This is a genomic window from Granulicella aggregans, from assembly GCF_025685565.1.
Lineage (GTDB): Bacteria > Acidobacteriota > Terriglobia > Terriglobales > Acidobacteriaceae > Edaphobacter > Edaphobacter aggregans_B.
In genome coordinates this window covers 333,790-358,938 of sequence record NZ_JAGSYE010000001.1, presented here as the reverse complement: position 1 = coordinate 358,938, position 25,149 = coordinate 333,790, and the positions used below count along the sequence as shown (strand labels likewise).

The window sequence follows — 25,149 nt, the reverse complement described above, 5'->3', positions numbered from 1 at the left end:
GAGCAAGGGAAGACAGGAGAGTCCAAGAGTTCGTTTCTCAAGAGCATGGAGGTCGGGCGCACTAACCAAGACGGCATGCTTGTTGCTAGCGATTTGCTGAATCTGGGCCGCATTGCATCCGAAGAAGAGCATCACGACGAGGCGCTCGAATACTACCGGCGTTGTGCTGCGAAAGCAGCACAGCTTGATGCAAATGACCTTCTGCAGAGGGCACTTTTCAACGAGGGTTATGAACAATACGCATTGGGCAACTCGGAGAAGGCGCTGGAGATGTACGCAGCGGCTGAAGACCGAGCCAAGTCTCTTGGCGACCTTGTATTGCATTCGGTGATTCTGGCGGGAATGGCGCTTGCCTACTCTGACTCCGGGCAGCCGACCTTGGCAGAGCGCTCCGATCTTCGCGCTATTGAGCTTGCTCGCAAGATCGGTAGAAAACAGACTGAGATCGATGCTTCTATGGACCTGGCACGGCTCTACATCCGCCTCAACAAGCCGGACGCTGCGGACATATACCTGAACCAGGCGAGCTCGATGGCTACCGCTACAGGAAGCTCCGTCGACCTTTTGACCTGCAGCCTCCTGAAGGGAGAAGCTGCAAGTCTTCGTCATGATTATGCTCGCTCCCTCCGCCTCTTCGAAGAGGTCGCCAACTCGCCAGACAGCCAGCCTTCCATGCGGTGGCAGGCAGAGCACTCACTTGGCCGCATGTATGAAGCGCAGGGAGACATGGCCTCCGCTCAGCGCGCGTATGAAGCTGCCCTCGGAATTGTGGAAGGGGCTCGCGCCGACCTGAACCAGGAGGTCTCGCAGCTCACCTTTCTTGAGAATGCGTCGAGCATCTACGACGACTACCTCCATCTTCTGGTCAGCGAAGGCAAGACCCAGGAGGCGCTTGAAGCTGCCGACTGGAGCCGCGCTCGCACACTCCAGCAGGGGCTTTCCCTGTCGAAATCCGCCACCCGGACGGTCAGCGGCAGCTTCACCGCCGCTCCCAAGCTCAAGCAAGCGGAGATCGCGCGGAAGGCGAATGCGAGCCTGCTCTTCTACTGGCTGGGAGAACGTCAGTCCTATCTATGGGTCATCACACCAGAACGAACGCAGTGGGTTGCCCTGCCCCCACGCTCCGAAATTTTGCCGGCGATGGAGCGCTATAAGGGGGCCATCCTTTCGCTCAAGGACCCATTGAAGGCCAATGACAGCGAGGCCGCGAAGGATGCGTCTTCGCTCTACCGTGAACTGATCTCTCCCGCATCAGGCCAGCTCAGGCAGGATCGCCCGGTGGTCCTGTTTGTCGATGGCGAGATGGGGGAGTTGAACTTCGAGTCTCTCGTCGTCCCATCGCCGTCGCCCCACTTCTGGATCGAGGATGCGACCGTACTTTCCGCACCCTCCATTCGTATGTTTGCGGAGTCTCTCCGTACGTCGTCGGCTGTCAGAAAGAGTGAGCCCAAGATGCTGCTCTTCGGCGATGCGACACCGTCAGGAGCGGAGTTCCGCGCGCTTCCCATGGCTGCGGTCGAGATGGAAAAGGTGAAGGGCTACTTCCCCGGCACGGCGAAGGTCTTCCAGGGCGCGCAGGCCACGCCAGCGGCCTATCTTGCGAGCACGCCCGAGAGGTTTCAATACATCCACTTCGTCACCCACGGGACCGCGAGCCGGACAGACCCGCTCGAATCTGCGGTGATTCTGTCGCAGGGAGGGTCGGGGGCAGGGACGGGAGAGAATTCCTACAGGCTCTACGCGCGCGATATTCTGCGGCATCCCATCGACGCGCAACTGGTGACCATCTCCGCGTGCAACAGCAGCGGGTCGAAGTCGTTTGCGGGCGAAGGCATGGTCGGGCTCTCGTGGGCCTTTCTGCGCGCCGGAGCCCATAACGCCATCGGCTCGTTATGGGAGGTAAGCGACGCCTCAACCCCTGAGCTGATGAGCAACCTGTATGCGGGGCTCAGGCAAGGGCAGGCTCCGGCCACTGCTTTGCGTTCGGCCAAGTTATCCCTCATTCATTCGGGTGGCCACTTCAGCCGTCCGTTCTACTGGGCTCCGTTTCAGCTGTACGCCGGGCGTTGAACGCGGTTGTGGTCGGAAACTCATAAGTCCGCTCTCCCGACTCCCGGTGATACCTTCAGAGTCAAGAGATGGCAGACAGCCCGACGAACTCGCTCTCACCAGCTCTTGCGCTTTCTTTGCGCGGACGATGGACTGCGGCCCTGGTGCTCTTGATCGTTGCGGTGCCGCTGATCCTGCTGGCGTTCCGAAGTGAGGGCCTCGACTTCAGGGCCTTTTACGTTGCCTCGAAGGCCTCCGAAGCGCATCTTGATCCTTATGCCGACAATCGCCGCTTCGGAGAGCAATTCGTCGATGTCGCAACCGAAAGCGGCATCAGCCGATGGATCTATCCCCCTTCTGCATTGCTCTATGTCGCTCCGCTCGGGCTATTTTCTTTTGCCACCGCAAAGATACTGTTCGAGCTGATCTCCATTGCGGCCTCCTGCTGGGTGCTCTTTTATCTCGGACGGCGATTCGAGATCCATCCAATCTGGCTGGTATTGACCGGAATCAGTCTGCCGACGATTGCCTGCGTGCAACGCGGCCAGGTCGATCTGCTGATCCTGCTCTGCGTAGTCGTAGCCTATCGGTTCTCGGACAAATCCTGGTCGGGCATCCCTCTGGGCATCGCCATCTCCATCAAGATCTTTCCCGCGGCTTTGCTGCTTTGGTGGCTGCTGGAGAGGCGATTCAAAGCAGTTGCAACCGCGACACTCTTCACGGCTGTCCTCAGTCTCCTGGCCGCATGGCGTTTCGGCGTTTCAAGCTACATCAGCTTCCTGCACAACCTGACGTCGCTTCATTCGCAGGCGGCTTCGGGCTCGTCCGTTGTGTCCACATCGGGACCTTGGCTGAGCTTCAGTCCGGGCTTCGTCGGTTCTTATAACAACCCGCTGATCCTGCTCGATAACGCTGGCGTCTTTGTTGGATTGGCTCTCACCGTGGCGGCAGCGTTCCTTCTTTTCTTCAAGCGCGTGGCTCCGGAGATTGGCTTCTTCAGTATGGCGCTGATCTCGCAGACCATGAACACCTCCCTCTGGACCATGGGCGTCGTGATGTACATCCCCATCTGCCTTCTCGCCATCGGAAGACTGCGTTCAACCGTCTACGCACTCCTGTTTCTCGTTCCTCTCTACCTTCCCTCACAGATCCGCATCTTCGGTGTCACTCCGCGTCTTGTTCTTGCGTTGGGATGGATCGCATGGCTGGCGACCAGAGAAGATGCATCACGCACTTCCGATTCGGCTACAACTTACGCGTAGCTTTGGCTTCTTCGATCAGAAATCCCGTTGAACGGATGCCCCCGGTGCCATACCCTTGATGGGTAGTGCGAGTTGAACGCAACTTCTAAGGATTTGACGGCTCATGCTCTTCAACTCGTATCAGTTCATCTTCCTCTTCCTACCTGTCGCGCTCGCCGGATATGAGGCAGCCAGCAGAGTTCACTACCGGGCTGTGGTCCTCTGGCTGGGATTCATCTCGCTGGTCTTCTACGGTTGGTGGCAGCCGTCCCTGCTGATTCTTCTGGTCGGCTCCATAACGCTCAACTATCTCGCTGCAGCACTTATAAGCCGTCGTATCCCGAACCGTATTAGGCCCGGTACGTGGCTCTTCGCTGCGATTGTTCTGAACCTGCTTGTTCTTGGCTATTACAAATACTTCATACCGACCGCGAACTTCTTCAGTACCTCCTTTGGCCTTTCGAAGCACTGGGCGGACGTCGTGCTCCCGCTTGGTATCTCCTTCTTCACCTTCACCCAGATCGCCTTCCTGGTCGATCTGACGAAGGGCTCGGCGGAGCAGGAGAGCTTCCCCGACTACCTTCTCTTTGTAACCTTCTTCCCTCACCTGATCGCCGGCCCCATCCTTCATCATCGCGAGATGATGCCGCAGTTCAAACTCAAGCGCCTTGGGCTGAATCTCTCAGACGTCACCATCGGCGGCACATGGTTTGTCCTGGGACTGGCAAAGAAGGTCCTCATCGCGGACACCTTTGCGGGCACCGTCTTTGCTGTCTTTCACTCGCGCGACAGGCTCCCTGCCTCGGTCGCATGGGTCGGAGCGCTTGCCTATACGATCCAACTTTATTTCGACTTCTCCGGATACTCCGACATGGCCCTGGGGCTGGCGCGCATGTTCTCCATCGACTTTCCGCTGAACTTCAACTCACCGGCAAAGTCTGCCAGCATCATCGAGGTCTGGCAGCGCTGGCACATGACGCTGGGCCGTTACATCTTCACCTATATCTACAATCCCGTCACCCGCTGGGTTAGCGAACGCCGGCGCAGGCAAGGCAAGGGAATCTCCCGAAGAGAGAGAGCTATGCCTCGTGCCTTCCTTGCTGTCGTAGCCATGCCGCTTATGCTGACCATGTTCCTTGCGGGCATCTGGCATGGAGCGGGGCTGCAGTTCATGGTCTTCGGCCTCCTGCATGGCATCTATCTCTGCATCAACAACGCTTGGCGGCAGTTTTATCGCCGACCCGCATCCGCCCGCGAAGAGTCCTCTGGTTTCGGAGCGCGGATTAAGAAGGCAGCTACCATCGGCTCTGTCTTTTGTTGCATGGTGATCTCCTTAGTCTTTTTTCGCGCCGATAGTGTCGCTCATGCAGCATCGATTCTCGCGGCGATGTTTGGCCTGTGGGCGAAGAGTGGGCCGGGTGCCGCAGACTGGATGTCCATCATCAACATGCACCGCGCACTTCCAGAGGTGCTGCTCGGACTTGCCATCATGTGGGGGCTGCCCAACACCCAGCAGATCCTCACAAAGTTCAAGCCGTCGCTGCAAAAGACGGCGTGGAATCAGGAAGGAGTGTCTCGGCTCCTCCTCTGGTCGCCTTCGACCGGTTGGGCGCTTGCCGTGGGGTTGCTCTTCTTCATGGTCCTGGTGGAGCTACAGCAACCGTCAACTTTCCTGTATTTTCAGTTTTAGGCCTTCTTCGATGAAAAGGCGAAGCGGCTGGAACCAAGGGCCTATTCATGGCTGGGGATGTTGATACTTTAGGAGAAGAGGTGGCGGTTTCGATGCAATCCCCGGAACCAATCACGGAACCAACCACAGCGATGGAACCACCTAAATCGATGGAAGCGCGGCGCGCAATGAACCGCTATGTTCTGAAGGTGCTCCTCGTTGTCTCGGTGCTCTATCTCGTTCCTCTTGCGCTCGTTCGTACCGAGTTTTACGCGCATCGCAGCCTTTCCTTCTACTCCAGGCCACTCAACTACGCTTTCCAGACTCCGGTAAAGGATGCGGACATTGTCCTTTTTGGCGACTCAACGGTTCTGCTTGGAGTCGATCCCAGTCAGATGTCGTCCGACCTCGGCGTCACCGTACTGAATCTGCCGAATACGCGCGGCAGCCTCATGGTCAACGACGACCTCCCGCTTCGCCGCTACCTCTCGGGAAACCGGCCGCCGAAGCTCATCGTCTTTTATCTAGCACCGTGGGACTTCGACTATGGCCACACGTCGTTCGATGCGATCCCGGTATTCGAGGGCGAAGAGGTGCTTGCAGCCCATGGAACCTTCAAGGAGATAGCCTCCTTTGCAGCCAAACATCCCGCAGACGCGGCTCTGTTCTCTCTGAGGTTCTATGCTGATTCCTGGGAGTTTCTGATGCACAAGGTCTCGCACGCCGGCCAGGAAGAGACCCTCGCATCCACTCACGGGCACATCGAAAACACCGATCCAAGCGTGCTCGCATCTCCGTGCACTTTTCCACCCGTGCTGCTCGACAACATCCGCTTCGAATGGGTGAAGGCGCTGGGCGAAAAGTACGCGTCATCTCAGACCAAAGTGCTCTACTTCGTGGCCCCGGTCCCTTCATGCACGAACGTGTCTGTGCTGCTGAACCACCGCTACGATGCGCTTCCAGCAGCGTTGCCCGTCCTGCTGCCGCCTGAGACCTTCGTTCGCGACATTCGCTATATCCATCCCCACCCAGACGCAGTACCGCAGATCACGCGGAATCTCTCTGACTCCGTGCGATCTGCGATAGCTCCTGTGACGAAGTGATCTGAAGCGTCCCGGTGGGCAGGACGGGTTTATCTGCCATGCTCTTCGAGATACTTCTCGACCTCAAGCGCGGCCATGCAGCCCGAACCCGCAGCCGTGATCGCCTGCCGATACCGCCGGTCTTGGATGTCGCCGCAGGCGAAGACTCCGGGAATAGGCTGACCGTTCAGCGTCGGGAAGACGTTCCCCTGGGTCAGGATGTAACCGTCATCGTCGAGGTCCAACATGCCCTTGAAGGCGCTGGCATTCGGGATGTGGCCGATCCCCAGGAACATGAAGGAGACGGGTAGCTCGGACTGCTGTCCGGTCTTGGTGTTCTTCAGCTTCAGGCCGCGAACGTCCTTCTCCTCGACTCCCAGCACCTCTTCAACGACCGTGTTGTGCAGGAACTCGATCTGCGGGTGAGCGATCGCTCGTTCCAGCATGATGCGTGAGGCGCGGAAGTTTTCGCTGCGGTTGATCAGCGTGACCTTCTTGGCGAAACGCGTTAGGAACAGCGCCTCTTCCATGGCCGAGTCGCCGCCGCCGATCACTGCAATCTCCTTGCCCGAGGCGAAGAATCCGTCGCAGGTCGCGCAGGAGCTGACACCGTGGCCGATCAAGGCTTGTTCGCTGGGAAGGTTCAGCCAGCGTGCCGACGCCCCGGACGCAATAATCAGCGTCCGCGTGTGGATCGTCTCTTTACCGACATTCAGTGCGAAGGGCCGCTTGGTCAGGTCGATCGAGCTGAGATGGGCCATACGCAGCTCCGCGCCAAAACGCGTTGCCTGCTTCTTCATGTTCTCGATCAGCTCCGGTCCCTGAATGCCATCCGGCCAGCCGGGAAAGTTCTCGACCAGCGTGGTGATCGAGAGCTGCCCACCGGGCTCGTGGCCTTCGAGAACAAGCGGCTTCAGGTTCGAGCGAGCAGCGTAGATAGCGGCGGTGAGTCCGGAGCAGCCGGAGCCGAGGATTACCGTGTCGCGAACTTCAGCAGCGGTCGGAGTAGTCGAGATAGTGTCGGGCATATTGGTCTTCCATAGTGTAAATGCGCGCTGGGCGGAAAGGATTCATTCCGGGCAGCGCGCCGTTTGGATCGAAGACGGAGGTGTAAGAATCCAACGAGACAGGAAAGTGGTGACATGATGGCGAATTTGACTTTGGTTTACGGCATGCGGCTGCTGCCAGCGGAAGAAGTAGCAAGCGTCGGAGAAGCGCCGATCGCCTTGAAGAATGGCAACGAGGCACACTGCACAATGCACGTGCTCGAGGGCTCGCGGGAGCAGATCGAGGCCCAGTTGAAGCTCAGCATCGACGCTTTCTTCGATTTTTACCCCGAGATCTAGGGTCGTGCGTCCGAGATCCTAGCCATCCTCAAGAGTTCGGGTGCCCCATCCATCCTCGCGTCTTTTGCGAGGATGGGTGGGACGTACTCGGCTCGGATAGCCTGCTCTCAAGCGTTGACCGTGTTCCCGTAACAGGAATCCCGTCTAACAAAACACGAAAACCATCTTCGCTTTTTCTTCCTTCGCTCCAAGAATGGAAGACAGGCGGAGGTGTCGCTTGTCTACTCGAACCTGGACAGTTGGGAGATCGATTTTATTCACGGGCGTGGCTCTGGCCGCGGCCCTTCTCGTGGATCAGATCGTCGGGTGTATGTCCGCTTCAGCACAGCCGCGCGCGAGTCGAGCCGCAGCTATCGTTGCCGCGGCGGGCATTCCCTCGACCCCGGACGATCTGATCGTGCAAATGTCGCGGTCGGCGGGTGTCATCTTCGTTGGCCATGTCGTGGAGGTTCGCCAGCCTCGAGCGGGATTTTCCGGCTCGCCAGAGGTTGCCGCCGAAGGCGTTGTCGAGGTCGACCTCTACGTCGATCAGGCGGTTCGTGGTCCTGCACAGGGCTCGATCTACACGCAGCGAGAGTGGGGCGGGCTATGGGCGGGCGGAACGGAACGTTATCGCACGGGCCAACGGCTGTTAGTGCTGTTGCACTCGCCTGACACAGCGGGGCTCAGTTCGCCCGTACACGGCGAAGAAGGTCTGATTCCACTCCGTGGATCTGGGGCGCCACCAGGGCCGGACGACGGCTCCTCGAGCGCGTCCCAGTGGATGGTAGATGTGCGCTGGCTTCAGGCACAGACTCTGCGAAGTCAGGTGCTTCTGGGCGTCCCCGGCCGCGGCCCCATCCCGATCCGAGGAGGCGGTCCGCACTCCGAGGTCACAGGCGCGACGCCTCAAGGCGACAATCCGCTTCTCGTCCACGCCCTTCCCGGACCCTGGGTGGAACAGCGGACTGTCACCATCGAGGCGGAACCTCTATCCCACGTCCTGAACCTTTGCGCGAGTGCAGCGGGACAGCAAGATGCCTCGCGCTGAATCGATGGCGCTCCGGCTGGCGATTCTCGCGCTATGCCCGCTCTGCTCAGTTCCAGCCGCTCACGCCAGCGGCCCCCGCTGGGTCACGGGGCCGCCGTACTTCGCCGTCGCATCGCAGCCCGTCGTCTGGTACACCCCCAACATCGCCTACTTCACCGATCCCGGCGACCTGAGTGCGGCTGTTGGCCACGATGCAGCGGATGCCATCGTCGCCGCAGCTGCTGGCGTCTGGAACATCCCGATAGCAAACATCGCCTTGGAGCAGGGTGGCCAACTCGCCGAACACGTCTCGTCGGCCAATGTCTATCTCGGCGCGAACGGCCCGGTCTTCCCGGCGGATGTCTCAAGTTCGAATTTCGCGACAATCCAGATCGCCGTTATCTACGACACCAACGGCTCGGTCACCGATCTCCTGCTGGGGCAGGGCGCAAGCGATCCCGTCGAGTGCCGCCAGAACGGCGTGACCGAAAGTGTCGACTCGATCACCCCGATGGGGACGATTCAACACGCCCTGCTCATCCTCAATGGCCGCTGCACCGGTTCGGCTGCCGAGCAGCAGCTTCAACTGCAATACCAGCTGATGCGCGCCTTTGGTCGCGTCCTGGGCCTGGCGTGGTCGCAGACCAACGACGATGTCTTTACACGCACGCCAATGCCAACCGCGGACGAGGTCCAGAATTGGCCCATCATGCATCCCATCGACGTGGTCTGCGGCCCGTATACCTATCAGTGCCAGCCGTCGCCCTTCACGCTGCGTCCGGACGACGTCGCATCCCTCAGCGCTCTCTATTTCATCACGCAGGGAACCGCTCCCTCCGGGAAGTCCGACACCCTTAGTAATGCAAGCTCCATCACCGGCCGGATGCAGTTCGGCGACGGACAGGGGATGCAGGGAATGAACCTCCTGGTGCGGCGGTCGGACTTGCAGACCCCTTATGTCGAGCGTGGCGCGGTCGTCTCGGCAGTGAGTGGGAACCTCTACCGATGGAGCAACGGCAATCCTGTGACCGGCGCGCCAGCAGAGACCGTCGCCGCAAGTATGGGCACTGTCAATCCGCCGCTCGAGGGTGAGTTTAGCCTGATGGCGATCCCCCTGTTGCAGAACGCGGGCGCTCAGGACACCTTCATCTCCAGCGAGCCCATCAATCCGCTCTACACCGGGCAATATGGGCTCGGGCCCTATCTCTCGGCACCCGTCACTCCCTCCGGCCCAGCATTTCCCTGGCGCGACAACAACGTCATGCCCTACGAGCAGAACTTCTACGTCTGGAGCGTCCCAGGCTCGGAGGCCACCTGCGACGCGACTGCCCTTGGAACTGCCGCCGCACCAACGCCTGTCGCCGCCACCGGCTGGTGGACCAACGTTCTCTGCGGCTACGGAGCTACCTCGTGGAGTCTCGTGAACGTCCAGGCGAACAGGAACCTTTCGGTAGAGGTGACCGCTCTCGACGAGTCCGCATTTGTGACGGAGAACAAGCTTCAACCCGTGATGGGTGCGTGGAACCAGACCGATGCCGCCGGATCTTTGCCCACAGTGGCGCAGGCTGCGTCACCCTTCAACAGCATCGCGGCAGGGTTGACGCTGCTGAAGTTCGATACCGCAGCCACCGGCTCGCTCCGGCTTGCGATTACAGACCAGCGTGGCGACGGCCGCCCCGACTATCACTTCCGCGCCCGGGTCCTCTACGCCGACAGCATCTCGCCCGCAATGACCTCTCCAGCCGGAGGCCTGGTGACGATCACCGGCCTCGGATTCCGCGCTGGCCTGACAGTCACCGTGGGAGGAGCCTCAGCCCAGGTCATCGCCGCAACTTCGACCACGATTCTTGCCATCGCCCCTCCGTTTCCCGCGCTTGGAACAGGTGCCGCTCTGACCGCCGATGTGACGGTGCTCGATCCCATGAGCGGCGGGTCGACGACCATGTACGCCGCTCTCACATACATGGAAAATTCCACTCTGCCGCAGACTCCCGTATTGACCGTGCTCACTCCCGCCTTCTATGTCGCGGCTGGACAGACGGTGCTGCTCTCGCCGGTGGCATCCCTCTCGCAAAGCGGAGCAGCCGCTCCCGGCATCGCCGTGAACTGGAACTCCGCCTCCGGAGCGCTAACCTATCCCGGAGGATCGCAGAGCATCTCCGACATGAACGGGCTGGCGGCGATCGGCGCGAGTGTCAGCTCGCTGCCAGCCGGAACTCTGGCAACTGGCTCAGCCTGCGCGACGATTGGAGCCTCGGTAAGTCTTTGCGGGAACTTCACCGCGGTGGGCATTGATCCTTCCCTGTGGACGGTAGTCGCCATAGAAGGTGTCGCGCAGACGGTCTCCGCGACGAGCATCTTGCAGCCCGTCGTCTTCCAGGTCACGGACGGCTCCGGGAACCCGGTCATCGGAGCGCCGGTGACGATCTACCAGACGGTCTCCGGTTACCAGGTGTGCCCAGCGGCGGGAAGATGCCCGGTCGCTCCGGTCTACTCCACCTCGCAAACAACGGCGAACTCCGACTCAAACGGCCTCATCGTGGCCACGGTCCAGCAAATTTACGGTTCACCGCAGACGACGACCCTCGCCGCCTCGACCGGGACCCAGGGCTTTGTCTCCGTGACGTTACAAAAGACCCCATAAAGCAAAGAAACTCGGCGATATCAAACCTTCGCCAGTGTTGCCTGTATCGCGCCAAGGCGGCACGCATCTAAACTCCAGACAAGCAACCGCGCGACCAGCGCACTGGAGAACATCCGCATGGCAAGTTTAGCGGTCCCCTCAGGGGCGCCTCGTACCGCCCGGGTTCGTCCTCGCGTCGTCGTCGTTGGGGGTGGTTTCGGCGGTGTCAACGCGACGCTCGGCCTCGCGAGTTATCCCCTCGACATCACCCTGATCGACCGAAAGAACTACCACACCTTCCAGCCGCTGCTCTATCAGGTTGCGTTGGCCGTGCTCTCGCCGGGTGATATCGCGCAACCGATTCGTTCGATCGTTCGGCCGTACAGGAACGTCGATGTCCTCATGGACGAGGTCGTTGAGATCGACACCGCCAACCAGCGCGTCAAGCTGAAGGCAGGCCCGCAGATCGAGTATGACTATCTGGTGCTCGCCACCGGCTCGACGCACTCGTACTTTGGGCGTGACGACTGGGCCAAGCTCGCGCCGGGATTGAAGACCGTCGAAGACGCCACCGAGATTCGCCGCCGCGTTCTGCTGGCATTCGAGCTCGCCGAACGCGAGATGCTCGAGACCGGGACCCATCCGGCTTTGAACTTTGTTGTCATCGGCGGAGGCCCCACGGGGGTCGAGCTGGCGGGGGCCATCTCAGACATCGCCCGCCTCTACATGGCGAAAGACTTCCGCCACATCAATCCCTCTTCGGCCCAGGTCATCATTCTCGAAGGTTCGCCGCACATCCTCACGGCTTATCCCCCTGATCTTCAGGCCTCCGCGCTTCGTCAACTCAAGGATCTTGGCGTGATGGTCCGCACCGGTTCGCATGTCACAGACGTCCAACCGGGCTACGTGATGATCGGCGAAGAGAAGATCGATGCTGTCGTTACCTTGTGGGCGGCGGGCGTACAGGCATCTCCGCTCGGTAAGATGCTCGGCGTTCCTACCGACAAACGCGGCTGCGTGATGGTGGACGAGCATCTGAACCCCGAGGGCCACCCGGAGATCTTCGTCTGCGGCGATCTCGCCCACGTCGAGCAGGATGGCAAGCCGGTCCCCGGAGTCGCCCAGCCAGCCATGCAGATGGGTGCCTACGCGGCTAAGCGCATCGCCGCTCTCCAAGCTGCGGGCGGAGCCTCGGCGAAGTTGGCTGGGAAGCAAGACAAGGGCTTCCGCTACTTCGACAAGGGCGACATGGCGACCATAGGCCGCAAGGCCGCTGTCGCCAAGGTGGAGTGGCCCTTCAAGGCCCACATGAGCGGCTTCCCCGCGTGGGTCATGTGGCTGGGCGTCCACATCTTCTTCCTCATCGGCTTCCGCAACCGCTTCAGCGTCTTTCGCCAGTGGGCCTACACCTACCTCACCTTCAACGACGGCGTCCGCCTCATCACCGGCTCGCAGGACCTTCCCGGCTGGGGCTACACCGACGGCCTCTATCGCGGCCACGAGACGACCAAGCCGCTCGATGAAACCGTGGCCCACGTCGACCTGTAGCCTTTCTGCATCCGAGTAGAGGTGAGGGAACAAGAAGATGCTGGGAGCACTGCTCGAAAAGATGATGACCGAGGGAGTCCACATGTTTGACGACCACGAAAAGATCAGCGTGATCGCGGAGTTCAAGGCGAAGGCCGGTCACGAGGAAGAGGTGCGTGTGATCCTGCACGAGATCGTCGCCCCATCGCGCGCCGAGGCCGGATGCGAGCTATATCATCTGCTCGAAGACAAGAAGAATCCGGGCAGCTTTTCAACCTACGAAGAGTGGGCGGAGTTGAAGTTTCTGGAGGCCCATCTTGCGGGCGAAGGCGCGAAGGCGGCGCTGGCAAAGGCCCAGCCCATGCTCGATCGCGATATGAAGCTGACGGTGTTTCGAAAGCTGCTCTAATTCAGGGCAGCGGATCGCCGTCCCTATCTTCCTGCAAATAACAGGTAGGCGGCGGAGGTCAGCACCATAAAGAGGGCCGCGCCGACCGTGTAACGGTCTTCGACTTTCATCCTGCAACTCCAACTGGCCAGTTACCAGTCAGCCTCTATCGGCAGAATCATCTTTCTGGTTCAACTGTTTCCTGCGAAACACAAGAGAAACGGGGCGCATGAGAAGACTCATGCGCCCCGTTTCCGCTCTTGTGTGATCAGACCTAAGCGCCGACGGGCTCCGCGACCTTTACGTTCACCGGCGTAAGCCAGTTGTAGCGGTCGGGAGCAAGCCCATTGACGATATCGAAGAAGGCCTTATGCAGCTTCGTCGTGACTGGTCCCATCGTCCCGTCGCCGATGACGATGCGGTCGACCGAGCGCAGATGAGTCACCTCGGCAGCGGTTCCGGTGAAAAAAGCCTCATCGCAGATGTAGAGCATCTCGCGTGGCAGAGCCTGCTCGACCACGGTGATGCCAAGCTGCTTCGCGAGCTGCAGGATCGAGCTGCGGGTCAGGCCGTTGAGCACTGAGTTCGCCAGCGGCGTAGTGTAAAGAACGTCACCGCGCACCAGGAAGAGATTCTCGCCCGAGCCCTCCGACAGGTAGCCGTTCACGTCGAGCGCGATACCCTCGGCATAGCCGTTAATCTCGGCCTCCATGCGGATGAGCTGAGAATTCATGTAGTTCGCGCCCGCCTTCGCCAGGGCCGGCAGCGTGTTCGGAGCCATGCGGTTCCAGCTAGAGATGCAGACGTCTGCACCTTCATTGCCAGGAACGTACTTGCCCCACGGGAAGTTCGCGATGTACACCTCTACGGGCGACCGGAGCGGATTGACGCCGATCTCGCCGTAGCCGCGGAAGGCGATGGGGCGGATGTAGCAGGGAGCGACGCCGTTAGCCTCGATCACATCGATCACTGCGGTCGCAAGCTCCTCGGCAGTGTAAGGAAGCGGCATGCGATAGATCTTCGCCGAGTCGACCAGGCGCTGCATGTGCTCCGGCAGGCGAAACACGCCTGCGCCGTTCGGCTGCGAGTAACAGCGAATGCCCTCGAAGACCGAGGAGCCGTAGTGGACGACGTGGCTCATCACATGGATCTGTGCCTTGTTCCAGGGGATGAGTTCGCCGTTATGCCAGATGTGGTCGGTTGCCTGTATCGCCATATTCGCTCCTGAAGTGCATCAATCCTTAGACCTAACATTATAGGCTGCACGAGAAAAGCCCACGCTTGGGTTACCTGCGACAGGGCAAATTACCGGTCTCGTAACAGGAACTTCGAAGCCGCCCGGTATACTTGAGAAGTAGTCGTGATCGTCCGTGCGCGTCGAAACGACACCGGGCATCATCCAATGGAAGTGGCGGCCGTTCCAGACGGCTTTGCCCAGCAACAGAGGTAGAAGCGGCAAAAGTATCGACGAAAGAGCATAGCCCGAGTCTCCTCGGGCAGTAGCTCTGCGATTCGGCCCCGTCCCTCCCCATATAAGGATTTCTATGTTTGATCCAGCAAGTGTCTCCCTCTCCGGGTTGCAGCACTCGGTGTACGTCCGTTTTTCGCTGCTCGCTCTAAGCTCGATCTTCTTCCTCGTCGACCCGTTCGCTGCCCTGCCGACCTTCCTCGCCGTCACCCAGGGAGTCGACAAGGCACGCCGCAAGGTGATGGCCCGTAAAGCGTCGCTCACCGCGTGGGTCGTCCTCTCTGCATTTGCGATTGCCGGCCAGTACATCTTCAAGATGTTCGGCATTACTCTGCCAGCCTTTGAACTCGCAGGCGGCGTCATTCTTCTGCTCATCGGCCTGGACATGCTTCAGGCTAAGCGCTCCGCGACCCAGGAAGCATCCGGCGAGACCGAAGACGCGGCCACCAAGGACGACGCCGGCATCGTGCCCCTCGGCATCCCCATGCTTGCCGGCCCGGGTTCCATCACTGCCGTCATGGTGCTGGTTGGCCAGGTCGAAGACCATCCCTGGCGGATGGTCGCGATCCTTGCCGCGATCTTCGTCACCGCAGCGATCTGCTACCTGGTTCTGGGAAACTCAGACAAAGTGTCCAATGCTCTTGGGGAGACCGGCGTTCGCATTCTCGTCCGCATCATGGGCCTGCTGCTGGTGGCCCTGGCCATGCAGTACTTCGTCAACGGTATGGTCGATCTCAACGTAATCGCCAAGCCTGCGGAGTGACGAGCCTGCGGGGTCAGTGAATGGCGATGCCAAGCGCCGCGGCAATCAGCCCAGCAAGCCCAAGCGCGAGGCCGAAGAAGAAGTAGCCATTCTTCTTGGTCAGCAGCGTGATGGACGCCATCACCACGGAGATCTGAAGCAACGCCTCGCCCAGATCGAAGTGTGAGGCCTTGTCTTCAGCCATCTCCACTTTCTCTTCGAGGTCGTTTGCTTTCTTCTGGTCCTCTTCCAGTTGGCCCGTCCACTTGGTGACCTTGGCCGTGTACTCGTCGACCTTCTTCTGCGTCGTGGCCTTGTCGGTCACCGGCTGCAGCGTCAACAGATCGACCGTGACCTGCAGGTTCTCCGCGCGCAGCTTACGCGACTGGTACTCTTCCCACTGGTCGTTGGCCTTCGACTGCAGCAGCACCGCTTCGGTGTGGCTGCGATGGCTTAGAACGGTGACCATTGCGACAAGCACTGCGAGGATGCTGATGGCGAGCGAGACGCTGGTCAGGGCTTTTTCGCCCGCTTCCTTCATCTCGTTAGAAAACTCCTGGATCTCGGTGGGTTCCATGCGGCCATTTTAGCGCTTCATCCGGCGAGAGCAGGAAATCAAGAATCGGCTGCCAGTATCCCAGAGTTGGGTTCAGGTAAGCATCATTGTGAGCAAACCCACGAGGCACGAAGAGTTCCGCGCGCCGTTCGCTGTCCTCACGGGCTGCAGCGAAGATCTCCTGCGCCATCGCCAGGGGAAACAACTCGTCGGAGTCGCTGTGAACGATCAGCAGAGGCGATGTCAGCTGTCGGACCGACTCGGCTGTACGATACACATCAGGCAGAAGCCTCGCGAGTGCGCGGATCGCAAATCCCGGTAGCCGCGTTGCCGTCAGAACCGCATCGCCAGCCTCCCGCAACGACGAAAACGCCTCGCAGAGCACGACGCCCGAAGGCACCGGGATCAGGCACGGGGCCGCATCAATAGCCACTCCGGTTCCCAGCGATAGCCCCAGAAGTAACGGTGGCCGACTCCCTGGAAGCAGTGCTCGAAGCGAATCATAGGCAGCTAGCGTGTCTTGCCGCAGATTCTCTGGCGTAGTCGCTCCCGTGCTCTTCCCATAGCCGGAGTAGTCGAAGATCAGCGACGCTATTCCGTGCCTTGCAAGCATCTCCTGCGCCTCGTGCCAGTAGGACATGCGCTCGCCGATGCCATGCAGGATCAGGACAGAAGCCTTTGAATCCGTTTGAGGCCGCAGGAGCATCCCGTCGAGCACTCGCGATCCGCTTGGGATCAAAATCTGCCTTGTATCCCCTTCGTGCGAAGGCGCAGAGGGTCGGCCTGCGAGCAATTCAGCTATACCGTCCCGGACAAGGATGGCGCGCATCGCCAACGAGATCAGGAACTGAAAGCGTAACTGCGCAAGCGGTGACCTCGAAGCCTCGTTTGTCGCTCGCGCTGGCTGCCTCACCTTCCGCCCAGTTTATAGTCGAACCCATATGAAGCTGAGCCCAGGGGCCAACTTGCCTGCCGCACCTCGCATCTTTTCCTCCGTGAAACGCTTTCGCGGGGTCGCTCTTCTGCTAGTCATGTCAAGCCTGAATCTGGTAGCAACCCAAGCTTCCTTCGCTCAGACCGTTAACGATCCCCTTGCAACGTTGAAGGTGGCTGTAAAGACAGAGTTGGACGCGGACGATAACGACCACTCGCGCTGGCGATATCGCGATGAGCAAAGAGACCTCAATATCGTCTCCATCGTGGTGCAGACCGACTTCGGTTCGGTCAAACGACTCATCTCGCGCGACGGCAAGCCAATCTCTCCAGACGAAGCGAGTCAGGAAGAGGATCGGCTGAACCGTTTCGTTCATGACAGCTCCAAGCTCGCAAAGCAAAGGAGAGATGGTATGGCTGACGACAAGAGCGCCCGCGAACTCCTCGACATGCTGCCCGAAGCCTTCACCTGGACGATGGAGTCCCAGAACGCAACGGTGGTGCGCCTTCACTTCGAACCCCGACCCGACTTCCATCCGCCGACGCTGCAATCGCGCGTCTTGGCCGCGATGAATGGGAGCGTCGTCGTCGATAAGGCGCAGCACCGCATCATGACGATCAGCGGACGCCTTACCCAGGATGTCACCTTCGGCTTCGGCTTCTTTGGCCGACTGGTGAAGGGCGGAACTTTCCGGGTGGAGCGCCGCCAACTCGCGCCTGGGCTCTGGCAGATCACCGAGACCCACGTACACATCGACGGCAAGGCGCTGCTCTTCAAGAACATCGGCGAGCAGCAAGACGAGGTGCAGACCGGCTACACGCCGGTCCCCCATGGCACCACGCTGGAGCAGGCGGTAGTGCTTTCCCGCCCTTAGCCTGCATGTCGCGTATCCTCGACGCAGAGATGGCGAAGGCATCGATCATCGGCGCGGGCCCGAACGGACTGAGCGCGGCCATTACGATGGCGCAGGCGGGCATCGAGACGACTGTCTTCGAGGCCGGCGCGACGGCTGGCGGGGCAGCGCGGACGGCCGAGATCACCTTGCCCGGCTTCCGCCACGATCTCGGCTCCTCCGTGTACCCCATGGGAGCGGCGTCGCCCTTCTTCAACTCGCTGCCGCTTCACCGGCATGGCCATCGCTGGATCGAACCTCCCGCACCCTTGGCGCACCCTTTTGATGACGGCACCGCGGTCATGCTGGAGCACGACATGGCCACGACATGCAGCGGCCTGGGCAACGCCAGTGATGCCGCCGCGTATAAGAGCCTGATCAGGCCGCTCGTAGATGACTGGCCCGCGCTCTGCACCGAGATCCTCGGCCCCATCGTTCACCTTCCCCGAAGCCCTTTGTTGCTCGCAAGGTTCGGCATCTACGCGATGCTCTCCGCTTCGACGCTCGCCCGCAGCGCCTTCAAAGGCACCCGCGCCAGGGCTCTCTTTGCCGGAATGGCCGCTCATTCGGTTCTGCCGCTCACGAGTCCACTCTCGTCCGCCGTCGGCCTGGTGCTTGCCGCAGCCGGACATGCGACCGGTTGGCCCATCGCGGAGGGAGGAGCGCAGTCGCTCTCCGACGCTTTGGTGGAACACCTTGAGAGCCTCGGCGGAAGCGTTCATCTCAACCGGCAGGTGACCTCTCTCGAAGACATAGGGCTTGCCGAAGCCGTACTCTGCGACATCTCGCCAAGGCAACTTCTGACCATCGCTGGAGACGCCATGCCAGCCTCTTACCGCCGCCAGCTGGAGAGCTACCGCTATGGCCCCGGAGCGTACAAGATCGACTGGGCACTCAGCGATCCGATCCCATGGACGGCGAAGGACTGCTCCCGCGCCGCGACCGTGCATGTTGGCGGCAGCTTGGAGGAGATGATCGCCTCCGAGGCTGCGCCTTGGTCTTCCGAAAGGGTCAAGGAAAGACCGTTCGTGCTGCTGGTACAGCCTAGTCTCTTCGACCACTCTCGCGCGCCTGCGGGCAAACATACAGCGTGGGGCTACTGCCACGTCCACAACGGCTCCACTGCCTCACACTTCGAAGCCATCGAAGCGCAGATTGAACGTTTCGCTCCGGGCTTTCGCGACTGCATCCTCGCGAGAACGATCACGACACCGGCGAACTTCGAGGCCTGGAACGCGAACCTCATCGGTGGAGACATCTCAGGCGGTGCCATGACCGCGAAGCAGCTGATCTTCCGACCGACTCCGTCGCTCTACAGCACCGGCCTTCCGAAGGTCTTCCTTTGTTCGGCGTCTACGCCCCCAGGCGGCGGTGTCCACGGAATGTGCGGTCATCTTGCTGCGAAGCGAGCGATTGAACGTCTCAAACTGGCTTGATTGAAGTTTGCAAAAAGAAAGGGCCGCACAGTGGCGGCCTTTTCCTGATGAAGCGAATCGCGTATTACGCGAGCGGCTGGTTCGAGCCTTCCGGCAGCCACACGGTCCGTGCGATGTCCTTTGCCAGGGCGGGAACTCCGAAGAGCGCACCGGCGACGATCGCGGTTGAGATCAGGTCGTTGGCGAAGAAGGGAATTGCCGCAACGTAGCAGGCTCCAAGCCCAGCGGTCGTTGCGGGGTACATCCCGCCCGCAGCCCAGACCATGAAGTTGCTGAGCACGAAGAACGAAGTAGAGGTTGCAAGCACGCCTGCAGTCACACGCAGCGCGGTCGCGCGCTTGGCGAGCAGTCCGCTGCCCAGCAGGCAGATTGCCCCATACCACGCCCAAGTAGCAAGGTAGCTGCTCACATGGAAGGGAAATCCGTAGGCATAGACCGTCAGGTAGTAGTCGGTAGCAGCCAGCGCGAGGATCGCGATCAACGCCTGCCAGCGGCTCCGTCGAGCGCCGAAGAACAGCAGGCCGCCGCCAACAGCGGTGAAGTTCAAGCCGACAACATGAAACGTGTGCGGCAGGATGCGGCTGAGTACAGCGAGCAGGAGTACAAGATATGCGGACATGTCGGAACCTCGAAGGGTGGGCGGCTGAAGCCGATGGCAAATCACATCAAAACTAGCGCCAGTCTTGATTGTCCTCGGTACTTCCTCTCTGGTCAACCGGCAACTCGCTACTTCTGCGTTCGCCCGTTCATCTCCATCTCCGCAACCTTCCGATTCGGATCGACCGTTACGGTTCCCATGAGCGGCGGATTGTCGCGGCTGTTGCCTCTTCCACTGGTCAGAAAGGTGTCGTACATAAAGCGCAGATCGCGAAAGGTGACCGTTGTATAGCCGTCTGGATCGACGCCACTCTGTTCGACGATGGGAAACATGGACCAGTCGAGGTAGACCTCACCCAGGAAACTCCGCTTGGCCGCCAGCGTTGCCAGTGTGGTCGGCGGCTTGTAAAGAACATCTTTCTCCGGCGACTCACTCGCGATCCCACGCAGGGTATCGACCGTCAGCAAATGGTAAGCATCAGGCGTCTCGGCGATGACTTGCCAGCGGTAGGGGTTCAGCGGATAGGGGTTGGCGAAGACTCTGCCGCCTGCGACTTCTGTCCTTGCCAGAGCGATGGCGTTATCCTGCTCCACCCAACGCCATCCCCAGACTCCCACGATCACAGCCAGCGCAAAGATCGCCCATCCTCTGCCCCGGAAAGGCTGCCGACGCGCGCCAACCTCGCTGTTGATGAGCCCGAAGAAAAATGGCGCGACCAGCGCCAGAAGCAGAGCCAAAAAGATGACCGGCTCAAAGATGAATACGATCGACCCCGCGTACCACTTCGGGTTGAAGGGGAAGAACGGCCGCACGCCGTAGTTGTTCGTCCAGTCCAGCAGGATATGACTCAGCAGCCCGATCAGACAGAAGAGGTACAACAACCCCCAACGCACCGGCGCGACTGTTGTCCTATTTCGCCCAACTCGCCATCGATGAAAGATCCAAACCCCGCCCACGATGATCGCTGCCTCGAAGGGTAGCCCCAGAAATGTGTGCGTGAAGCCACGATGATGCTCGAACCCAACCACGGGCCCGCCCAGCGACCACAGCGTGTCGATATCCGGCGCCTCCGCTGCTAGCGTCATCGCCAACGTTGCATACGCGGCCTTGCGATTCAGTCCAGCCCGCGAAAGGCACGCGCCGGTAAGAAAGTGGGTGACTGGTTCCATGCAGCCAGCATACCGCGCAGCCTCCATTATCCTCGCGCAGTGTCCTTTATTCTTAAGACATGCCGATACTGCCTGACACGCGCCCTCCATCGGAGCTGGAGCTTGACGCCTTCCTGGCAGCCTTTGAAGCCGGAACACTACCCAAAGAGGAGTTCACCCATGCAGGCCATCTGACCGCCGGAGCCTGCTACGTCCACATGCTCGATGAAGCCGCGGCGATCGACCACATGCGCCTCTGCGTGCGCCGGTTCAACGAGGCCGTCGGCGGCAAGAACAGGGAAATTAGCGGCTACCACGAGACCATCACCGTCTTCTGGATCAAGGCGCTTGCCGCTGTCCGGGGTACCCATCCAGCTCTTGATCGCGTCGAGTTCACCGCGCTTGCCGTGCAGGCCTATCGGGATCGCCGCGACATCTTCCGCGACTTCTACGACTTCGATGTCCTGGCGTCAATCGAAGCCCGGCGAAGCTGGATCGAGCCATCCGTCAAACCCATCACTGCCGCGAATCTATAATCTCGCCTATGCCGTCCGAGCCGACCTCCGCATCCGAATCTCCCGTTGAAGCTCAGATCAACTCTCTCCGGGAAGAGATTCATCACCACGAGCATCTCTACTACGCTCTCGATGCGCCGGAGCTGACGGACTCGCAGTACGACGAGCTGATGAACCGGTTGAAGGCCCTTGAGGCCGAGCATCCGGAGTTCCTCACGCCCGATTCTCCGACGCAGCGTGTGGGCGGCAAGCCTGCCGACGGCTTCGTGAAGGTGCCGCACTCGCGGCCCATGCTCTCGCTCGACAACGCCTACAACGACGCCGAGCTGCGGGCGTGGGACACTCGCCTGCGCGAGGCGCTGCCCAGCACGGAGGTCGTCCGTTACGTCTGCGAACTGAAGCTCGATGGCCTCTCGCTTGCGCTCCACTACGTTGCCGGACCCAACGGTTCGGCACGCCTCGAACGTGGTCTGACTCGTGGAGATGGGACGATCGGCGAGAACGTCACTTCGAACGTCCGCACCATCAAGTCTGTGCCACTCAGCATCTCGGCGGCGAAGTTGAAAGCCGCCGATCTGCCGCAGGATTTTGAAGTACGCGGCGAAGTAGTTTTGCCGCAAGCGGCCTTCGTAAAGATGAACCAGGAGCGTGAAGCGGCGGGACTGGCTCCAGCAGTCAACCCACGCAACGCGGCTGCGGGAACCATCCGCACACTGGAACCGAATATCGTGGCGCAGCGCCGTCTCGATCTCTACGCCTACTTTCTGCTTCGTGACGGCGACTACCTGATGCCCTCGCAGTCTGAGGCCCTCGCTGCCCTTCGCGCTGCCGGCTTCCGCGTGAACACCCACGCAAAGACCGTCGCGAACATCGACGAAGTCATCGCATTCATCGCGGCAGCAGAGTCTCTTCGCGACACCCTCGGCTACGAGATCGACGGCGTCGTCATCAAGGCCGACAGCCGCGCGCAGCAGCGCCGCCTCGGCTTTACGGGCAAGGCTCCGCGCTGGGCGATTGCCTATAAATTCCCCGCACGCGCCGCCATCACGCAATTGCTCGGTGTCGCGTTTCAGACCGGGCGCACGGGCAAGATCACGCCGGTCGCAGAACTCGATCCGGTCTTCGTTGGTGGCACAACAGTAAGCCGCGCGACGCTGCACAACGCCGACGAGATTGCCCGCCTCGGCGTCCGCCTCGGAGACTTCGTCAAGGTGGAGCGCGGCGGCGATGTCATCCCCAAGATCATCGAAGTCGTCGAAGATGCGGCCCATCCTCGCGGCACCACGGAGATAGAGTTTCCCTCGGCCTGCCCGCGCTGCAAGACCGCGCTCGTCCGCGAAGAGGGCGAGGTCGACTTGCGCTGCGTCAACGCGAGCTGCCCCGCGCGTCTCGAAGAAGAGTTGCGCCACTTCGCATCGCGCGGCGTGATGAACATCGAAGGCCTAGGCGAATCGCTCATTGCGCAACTGCTCGGGCACAGCGCGTCGGAGACACCGGAGAATGAGGTCGAAACTGCCGCCGAGACTGCACCAGAGCCCACTCGCAAGGCCCTTGTCCATTCCATCGCCGATATCTATTCGCTGAAAAAGGAAGACCTGCTCGGCCTCGAACGCATCGGCGAAAAGACCGCCGACTCGCTGCTCGCGCAGATCGAGCGCTCAAAGACTGCGCCGCTCGCCCGCGTCCTGCTCGGGATCGGTATCCGTCATGTTGGGGAACGAACGTCGCAGGCGCTCTCCGACGCCTTCGGCTCGCTCGATGAACTGATGAAAGCCTCCATCGAAGACCTGACCCGCATCAATGATGTCGGCCCCAAGGTGGCCGAGACTGTCTTTGACTTCTTCCAGAATGAGCGCAACATAGCCCTGATCGAGCGCCTCCGCAAAGCTGGCCTCACCTTCACCGCGGAGAAGCGCGTCACCACCGACACGCTCGCGGGCCTTACATTCGTTCTGACTGGCACCCTGCCTACGCTTACGCGTGATGAGGCCAAAGAGAAGATAGAAGCGGCGGGAGGCAAAGTCTCTGGATCGGTCAGCAAGAAGACGAGCTATCTCGTCGCGGGCGAAGAAGCCGGATCGAAGCTCGACAAGGCCACGTCGCTGCAGGTGCCAGTGCTGGATGAGGCCGGACTGCTCGCATTGCTGACGAAGTGAGTCATCACTAACGCCGGGACACCGGTCGAGTCTTACAAGAAGAATTCACTCCAAACACAATCTTTGTCGAGGACCATCCCCATGAAGGCTCAACCCACGATCCTTATCGCACTCTCTGTAATGGCCGGCGGTGTTCTTGGCTGGCTTGCCCACTCTCCGTCCACTGTTCGCGCGGCCTCTGACCCCGGCCCGATGCAGTTTCAACTCCAGGGCACCGGTCCCGCTACTCAGCTCGGCGTCTACTTCGGTGCAGAGAAAGATCTGTACGTCTACCAGGGCGTAGGCGCGGGTTCCTCGTCGGTCAACTGCTCCTTCAAGTTGCACATGAGCAAGCCCGGAGGCCCTATTGAACGGGTGAACTGTGGCGTGGGCAAGGTTGAATAGCAGGAAAGCTATTCGGCCTGAAACCCACAAAGTTGCATGGCCGCAACAGGCTCTGGATTCTGCATGAACGTCTTCCAGATAAGTCCTGTCCGTAGATTCTCCGCCATCAGCACGCCGATCCCGAGATCGATGCCCAGCACGTCCGGGTCGTACCACAGCAGCTCCGGATGAAACGCATCGCAGAACCCATAGCGTCCCCACGCATCGGCGCCGAAACGATCCTTCATCGCGCGCAGCGTCTGGATGCACTGCGCGGGAAGAAATGGCAGTGACCCTGCCGGAGCGCACGGCACGACCGATCCGTTCACCGGTCCCATCAGCGGAGGCCCGCCCCACGCCACATAGCCGTGTTCCCAATCCGAAGCGCTCACGCCCCAGTAATCATCGCTGTAACCCCGCCCAAGACTCAGGCAAAAGGCCTTGTGGGCCTCGGTAGCAGTGACGGAGTTTTCAAAGTAATTCGCGTAAGCATCGCGCTTATTCGCAAAGTCAAACCACGCGTGCGAATACTGGTGTACGAACAGCGGATCGGCCCCGGCGATGTATTCGTACTCGTCATAGACCATGGGTGGCCGCGTAAACGCATCCCATGTGATCGGGTCGACCGGATGGGTCTTCGAGCCGATCGCCAACAGATAAAGCATCATCAACTCGCAGTAGTGGTTCCACCGCGAACGGATGAAGCCGCTCGCCGGCCTCCATCCCATGGCGAAAGTGTCGCCGCCGTTCAGCATCCACGGCCAGTCAACGCGTTCATAGAGCTGCGTCGCAAGCTCGCCGATCGCCGTACCCTCCGGCGTGCCGTCATTGAAGTAGGCGCGGCAGGTCAGCGCTCCGCAGAGAAAGATCGCGGTATCGATCGAGGAGACTTCGCTGAAGCCGAAGGGCTCGCCCGTGTGGACATGGTTGAAGTGGAAGAGGAAGCCGTGCTGGTGCGGCATCTTATTCAGGTGGAACTGCAGCGTCGCCTGGACACGCGTCTTCACCTGCGCGGTGGGCATATATCTGCGTCGTTCTGCTATGCACAGCGCGGAAAGGCCAAATCCCGTCGCTGCGATGCTGGCAATGCTTCGGTCCTTGTCGAAGTCTCCGCTGGAGACCTTGTTCGCGGCACGATCAAGCACCTGTCCCGAGACTTCGTCTGCCTGCTCGATGAAGAACATGCAGCCCCGGCGTGTCAGGTCTTCAAGGAAGACATTGTCCTCGCGCGACAGGCGTACCGGCGGAGCCTGTACTTTTGCAGGTACCTGCGTACGCCCGGCAGCGACAGCCTTCGGAATCGCAACCGTAGACAGGGCCGTCCCTCCGATCAAACCCATTGCGCTGCGGCGGCTGATTCGACTTGTCTCTCTTCCTCGGATCTTCGCCCTACCTTGAGTTGCCAGC

The 25,149-nt window shown here is 60.5% G+C and carries 22 protein-coding genes; 15 read left to right on the top strand and 7 right to left on the bottom strand.

Annotated features, from left to right (window positions below; translation table 11 throughout):
- Positions 1–75 precede the first annotated feature (75 nt).
- The 4 genes from OHL18_RS01410 to OHL18_RS01395 all read left to right on the top strand — a co-directional run bounded on the left by OHL18_RS01410 (position 76) and on the right by OHL18_RS01395 (position 6,062).
- Positions 76–2,070, top strand: a complete 1,995-nt coding sequence (locus OHL18_RS01410; protein WP_263373051.1) for a CHAT domain-containing protein — start codon at positions 76–78, stop codon at positions 2,068–2,070.
- Between the two features lie 68 nt (positions 2,071–2,138).
- On the top strand, positions 2,139–3,311 hold the full coding sequence (locus tag OHL18_RS01405; RefSeq protein ID WP_263373050.1) for a glycosyltransferase family 87 protein: 1,173 nt from the start codon (positions 2,139–2,141) through the stop codon (positions 3,309–3,311).
- 103 nt (positions 3,312–3,414) lie between these two features.
- Positions 3,415–4,980: an MBOAT family O-acyltransferase gene (locus OHL18_RS01400; RefSeq protein WP_263373049.1), complete on the top strand. Its 1,566-nt coding sequence runs from the start codon at positions 3,415–3,417 to the stop codon at positions 4,978–4,980.
- A 167-nt stretch (positions 4,981–5,147) separates the two neighbouring features.
- The gene (locus OHL18_RS01395; RefSeq protein ID WP_263373048.1) at positions 5,148–6,062 is read left to right on the top strand and encodes a hypothetical protein; all 915 of its coding nucleotides are present in this window, start codon (positions 5,148–5,150) and stop codon (positions 6,060–6,062) included.
- Positions 6,063–6,091: 29 nt separating this feature from the next.
- Here OHL18_RS01395 and trxB read toward each other — a convergent pair whose 3' ends face one another.
- Positions 6,092–7,069, bottom strand: coding sequence for a thioredoxin-disulfide reductase (gene trxB, locus OHL18_RS01390; protein ID WP_263373047.1), 978 nt, complete (start codon positions 7,067–7,069; stop codon positions 6,092–6,094).
- Positions 7,070–7,183: 114 nt separating this feature from the next.
- Here trxB and OHL18_RS01385 point away from each other — a divergent pair, with 114 nt between their 5' ends.
- The 5 genes from OHL18_RS01385 (at position 7,184) to OHL18_RS01365 (ending at position 12,955) form a co-directional block, all read left to right on the top strand.
- Complete coding sequence (locus OHL18_RS01385; protein WP_263373046.1) at positions 7,184–7,387, top strand: allantoinase; 204 nt, start codon at positions 7,184–7,186, stop codon at positions 7,385–7,387.
- 310 nt (positions 7,388–7,697) lie between these two features.
- Entirely contained in the window at positions 7,698–8,417 is a 720-nt protein-coding gene (locus OHL18_RS01380) for a hypothetical protein (protein WP_263373045.1), read from the top strand.
- Entirely contained in the window at positions 8,404–11,040 is a 2,637-nt protein-coding gene (locus tag OHL18_RS01375) for an IPT/TIG domain-containing protein (protein WP_263373044.1), read from the top strand. Before OHL18_RS01380 ends, OHL18_RS01375 begins: the two co-directional genes overlap by 14 nt.
- A gap of 117 nt (positions 11,041–11,157) precedes the next feature.
- Positions 11,158–12,567: an NAD(P)/FAD-dependent oxidoreductase gene (locus OHL18_RS01370; protein WP_263373043.1), complete on the top strand. Its 1,410-nt coding sequence runs from the start codon at positions 11,158–11,160 to the stop codon at positions 12,565–12,567.
- Positions 12,568–12,604: 37 nt separating this feature from the next.
- Positions 12,605–12,955, top strand: a complete 351-nt coding sequence (locus OHL18_RS01365) for a putative quinol monooxygenase (protein WP_263373042.1) — start codon at positions 12,605–12,607, stop codon at positions 12,953–12,955.
- A 253-nt stretch (positions 12,956–13,208) separates the two neighbouring features.
- On the opposite strand, the gene OHL18_RS01360 is transcribed toward OHL18_RS01365, so the two are convergent.
- Positions 13,209–14,150, bottom strand: coding sequence for a branched-chain amino acid transaminase (locus OHL18_RS01360; RefSeq protein ID WP_263373041.1), 942 nt, complete (start codon positions 14,148–14,150; stop codon positions 13,209–13,211).
- A gap of 328 nt (positions 14,151–14,478) precedes the next feature.
- Between OHL18_RS01360 and OHL18_RS01355 the strand changes: the two genes are divergently transcribed.
- The gene (locus OHL18_RS01355) at positions 14,479–15,165 is read left to right on the top strand and encodes a MarC family protein (RefSeq protein WP_263373040.1); all 687 of its coding nucleotides are present in this window, start codon (positions 14,479–14,481) and stop codon (positions 15,163–15,165) included.
- A 13-nt stretch (positions 15,166–15,178) separates the two neighbouring features.
- On the opposite strand, the gene OHL18_RS01350 is transcribed toward OHL18_RS01355, so the two are convergent.
- Positions 15,179–15,721: a DUF4337 domain-containing protein gene (locus OHL18_RS01350; protein ID WP_263373039.1), complete on the bottom strand. Its 543-nt coding sequence runs from the start codon at positions 15,719–15,721 to the stop codon at positions 15,179–15,181.
- Positions 15,690–16,439, bottom strand: a complete 750-nt coding sequence (locus OHL18_RS01345) for an alpha/beta hydrolase (protein ID WP_263373038.1) — start codon at positions 16,437–16,439, stop codon at positions 15,690–15,692. Before OHL18_RS01345 ends, OHL18_RS01350 begins: the two co-directional genes overlap by 32 nt.
- 292 nt (positions 16,440–16,731) lie before the next feature.
- On the opposite strand from OHL18_RS01345, the gene OHL18_RS01340 reads away from it, so the two are divergent.
- Positions 16,732–17,508: a hypothetical protein gene (locus OHL18_RS01340; RefSeq protein ID WP_263373037.1), complete on the top strand. Its 777-nt coding sequence runs from the start codon at positions 16,732–16,734 to the stop codon at positions 17,506–17,508.
- A 5-nt stretch (positions 17,509–17,513) separates the two neighbouring features.
- A complete protein-coding gene (locus OHL18_RS01335; RefSeq protein WP_263373036.1) occupies positions 17,514–18,962 on the top strand; it encodes a phytoene desaturase family protein in 1,449 nt (482 codons plus the stop codon).
- A gap of 64 nt (positions 18,963–19,026) precedes the next feature.
- Here OHL18_RS01335 and OHL18_RS01330 read toward each other — a convergent pair whose 3' ends face one another.
- Both OHL18_RS01330 and OHL18_RS01325 read right to left on the bottom strand, forming a co-directional pair.
- On the bottom strand, positions 19,027–19,581 hold the full coding sequence (locus tag OHL18_RS01330) for a DUF6580 family putative transport protein (RefSeq protein ID WP_263373035.1): 555 nt from the start codon (positions 19,579–19,581) through the stop codon (positions 19,027–19,029).
- A gap of 107 nt (positions 19,582–19,688) precedes the next feature.
- The gene (locus tag OHL18_RS01325) at positions 19,689–20,729 is read right to left on the bottom strand and encodes a metal-dependent hydrolase (RefSeq protein WP_263373034.1); all 1,041 of its coding nucleotides are present in this window, start codon (positions 20,727–20,729) and stop codon (positions 19,689–19,691) included.
- Positions 20,730–20,788: 59 nt separating this feature from the next.
- Between OHL18_RS01325 and OHL18_RS01320 the strand changes: the two genes are divergently transcribed.
- The 3 genes from OHL18_RS01320 to OHL18_RS01310 all read left to right on the top strand — a co-directional run bounded on the left by OHL18_RS01320 (position 20,789) and on the right by OHL18_RS01310 (position 23,763).
- Positions 20,789–21,244 carry a hypothetical protein gene (locus tag OHL18_RS01320; RefSeq protein ID WP_263373033.1) on the top strand — a complete coding sequence of 152 codons (456 nt, stop codon included), beginning with the start codon at positions 20,789–20,791 and terminating at the stop codon, positions 21,242–21,244.
- A gap of 8 nt (positions 21,245–21,252) precedes the next feature.
- A complete protein-coding gene (ligA, locus tag OHL18_RS01315) occupies positions 21,253–23,379 on the top strand; it encodes an NAD-dependent DNA ligase LigA (protein WP_263373032.1) in 2,127 nt (708 codons plus the stop codon).
- 81 nt (positions 23,380–23,460) lie between these two features.
- A complete protein-coding gene (locus tag OHL18_RS01310; RefSeq protein WP_263373031.1) occupies positions 23,461–23,763 on the top strand; it encodes a hypothetical protein in 303 nt (100 codons plus the stop codon).
- A gap of 8 nt (positions 23,764–23,771) precedes the next feature.
- Here the strand turns inward: OHL18_RS01310 and OHL18_RS01305 are convergent, their stop codons facing one another.
- Positions 23,772–25,082, bottom strand: coding sequence for a glucoamylase family protein (locus OHL18_RS01305; RefSeq protein ID WP_263373030.1), 1,311 nt, complete (start codon positions 25,080–25,082; stop codon positions 23,772–23,774).
- Positions 25,083–25,149 lie beyond the last annotated feature (67 nt).

Bases quoted from the DNA above. Each gene is read 5' to 3' on its own strand.
- OHL18_RS01410 (WP_263373051.1), top strand. From the start codon at position 76: ATGCTTGTTGCTAGCGATTTGCTGAATCTGGGCCGCATTGCATCCGAA.
- OHL18_RS01405 (WP_263373050.1), top strand. From the start codon at position 2,139: ATGGCAGACAGCCCGACGAACTCGCTCTCACCAGCTCTTGCGCTTTCT.
- OHL18_RS01400 (WP_263373049.1), top strand. From the start codon at position 3,415: ATGCTCTTCAACTCGTATCAGTTCATCTTCCTCTTCCTACCTGTCGCG.
- OHL18_RS01395 (WP_263373048.1), top strand. From the start codon at position 5,148: ATGAACCGCTATGTTCTGAAGGTGCTCCTCGTTGTCTCGGTGCTCTAT.
- trxB (WP_263373047.1), bottom strand. From the start codon at position 7,069: ATGCCCGACACTATCTCGACTACTCCGACCGCTGCTGAAGTTCGCGAC.
- OHL18_RS01385 (WP_263373046.1), top strand. From the start codon at position 7,184: ATGATGGCGAATTTGACTTTGGTTTACGGCATGCGGCTGCTGCCAGCG.
- OHL18_RS01380 (WP_263373045.1), top strand. From the start codon at position 7,698: ATGTCCGCTTCAGCACAGCCGCGCGCGAGTCGAGCCGCAGCTATCGTT.
- OHL18_RS01375 (WP_263373044.1), top strand. From the start codon at position 8,404: ATGCCTCGCGCTGAATCGATGGCGCTCCGGCTGGCGATTCTCGCGCTA.
- OHL18_RS01370 (WP_263373043.1), top strand. From the start codon at position 11,158: ATGGCAAGTTTAGCGGTCCCCTCAGGGGCGCCTCGTACCGCCCGGGTT.
- OHL18_RS01365 (WP_263373042.1), top strand. From the start codon at position 12,605: ATGCTGGGAGCACTGCTCGAAAAGATGATGACCGAGGGAGTCCACATG.
- OHL18_RS01360 (WP_263373041.1), bottom strand. From the start codon at position 14,150: ATGGCGATACAGGCAACCGACCACATCTGGCATAACGGCGAACTCATC.
- OHL18_RS01355 (WP_263373040.1), top strand. From the start codon at position 14,479: ATGTTTGATCCAGCAAGTGTCTCCCTCTCCGGGTTGCAGCACTCGGTG.
- OHL18_RS01350 (WP_263373039.1), bottom strand. From the start codon at position 15,721: ATGGAACCCACCGAGATCCAGGAGTTTTCTAACGAGATGAAGGAAGCG.
- OHL18_RS01340 (WP_263373037.1), top strand. From the start codon at position 16,732: ATGTCAAGCCTGAATCTGGTAGCAACCCAAGCTTCCTTCGCTCAGACC.
- OHL18_RS01335 (WP_263373036.1), top strand. From the start codon at position 17,514: ATGTCGCGTATCCTCGACGCAGAGATGGCGAAGGCATCGATCATCGGC.
- OHL18_RS01330 (WP_263373035.1), bottom strand. From the start codon at position 19,581: ATGTCCGCATATCTTGTACTCCTGCTCGCTGTACTCAGCCGCATCCTG.
- OHL18_RS01325 (WP_263373034.1), bottom strand. From the start codon at position 20,729: ATGGAACCAGTCACCCACTTTCTTACCGGCGCGTGCCTTTCGCGGGCT.
- OHL18_RS01320 (WP_263373033.1), top strand. From the start codon at position 20,789: ATGCCGATACTGCCTGACACGCGCCCTCCATCGGAGCTGGAGCTTGAC.
- ligA (WP_263373032.1), top strand. From the start codon at position 21,253: ATGCCGTCCGAGCCGACCTCCGCATCCGAATCTCCCGTTGAAGCTCAG.
- OHL18_RS01310 (WP_263373031.1), top strand. From the start codon at position 23,461: ATGAAGGCTCAACCCACGATCCTTATCGCACTCTCTGTAATGGCCGGC.
- OHL18_RS01305 (WP_263373030.1), bottom strand. From the start codon at position 25,082: ATGGGTTTGATCGGAGGGACGGCCCTGTCTACGGTTGCGATTCCGAAG.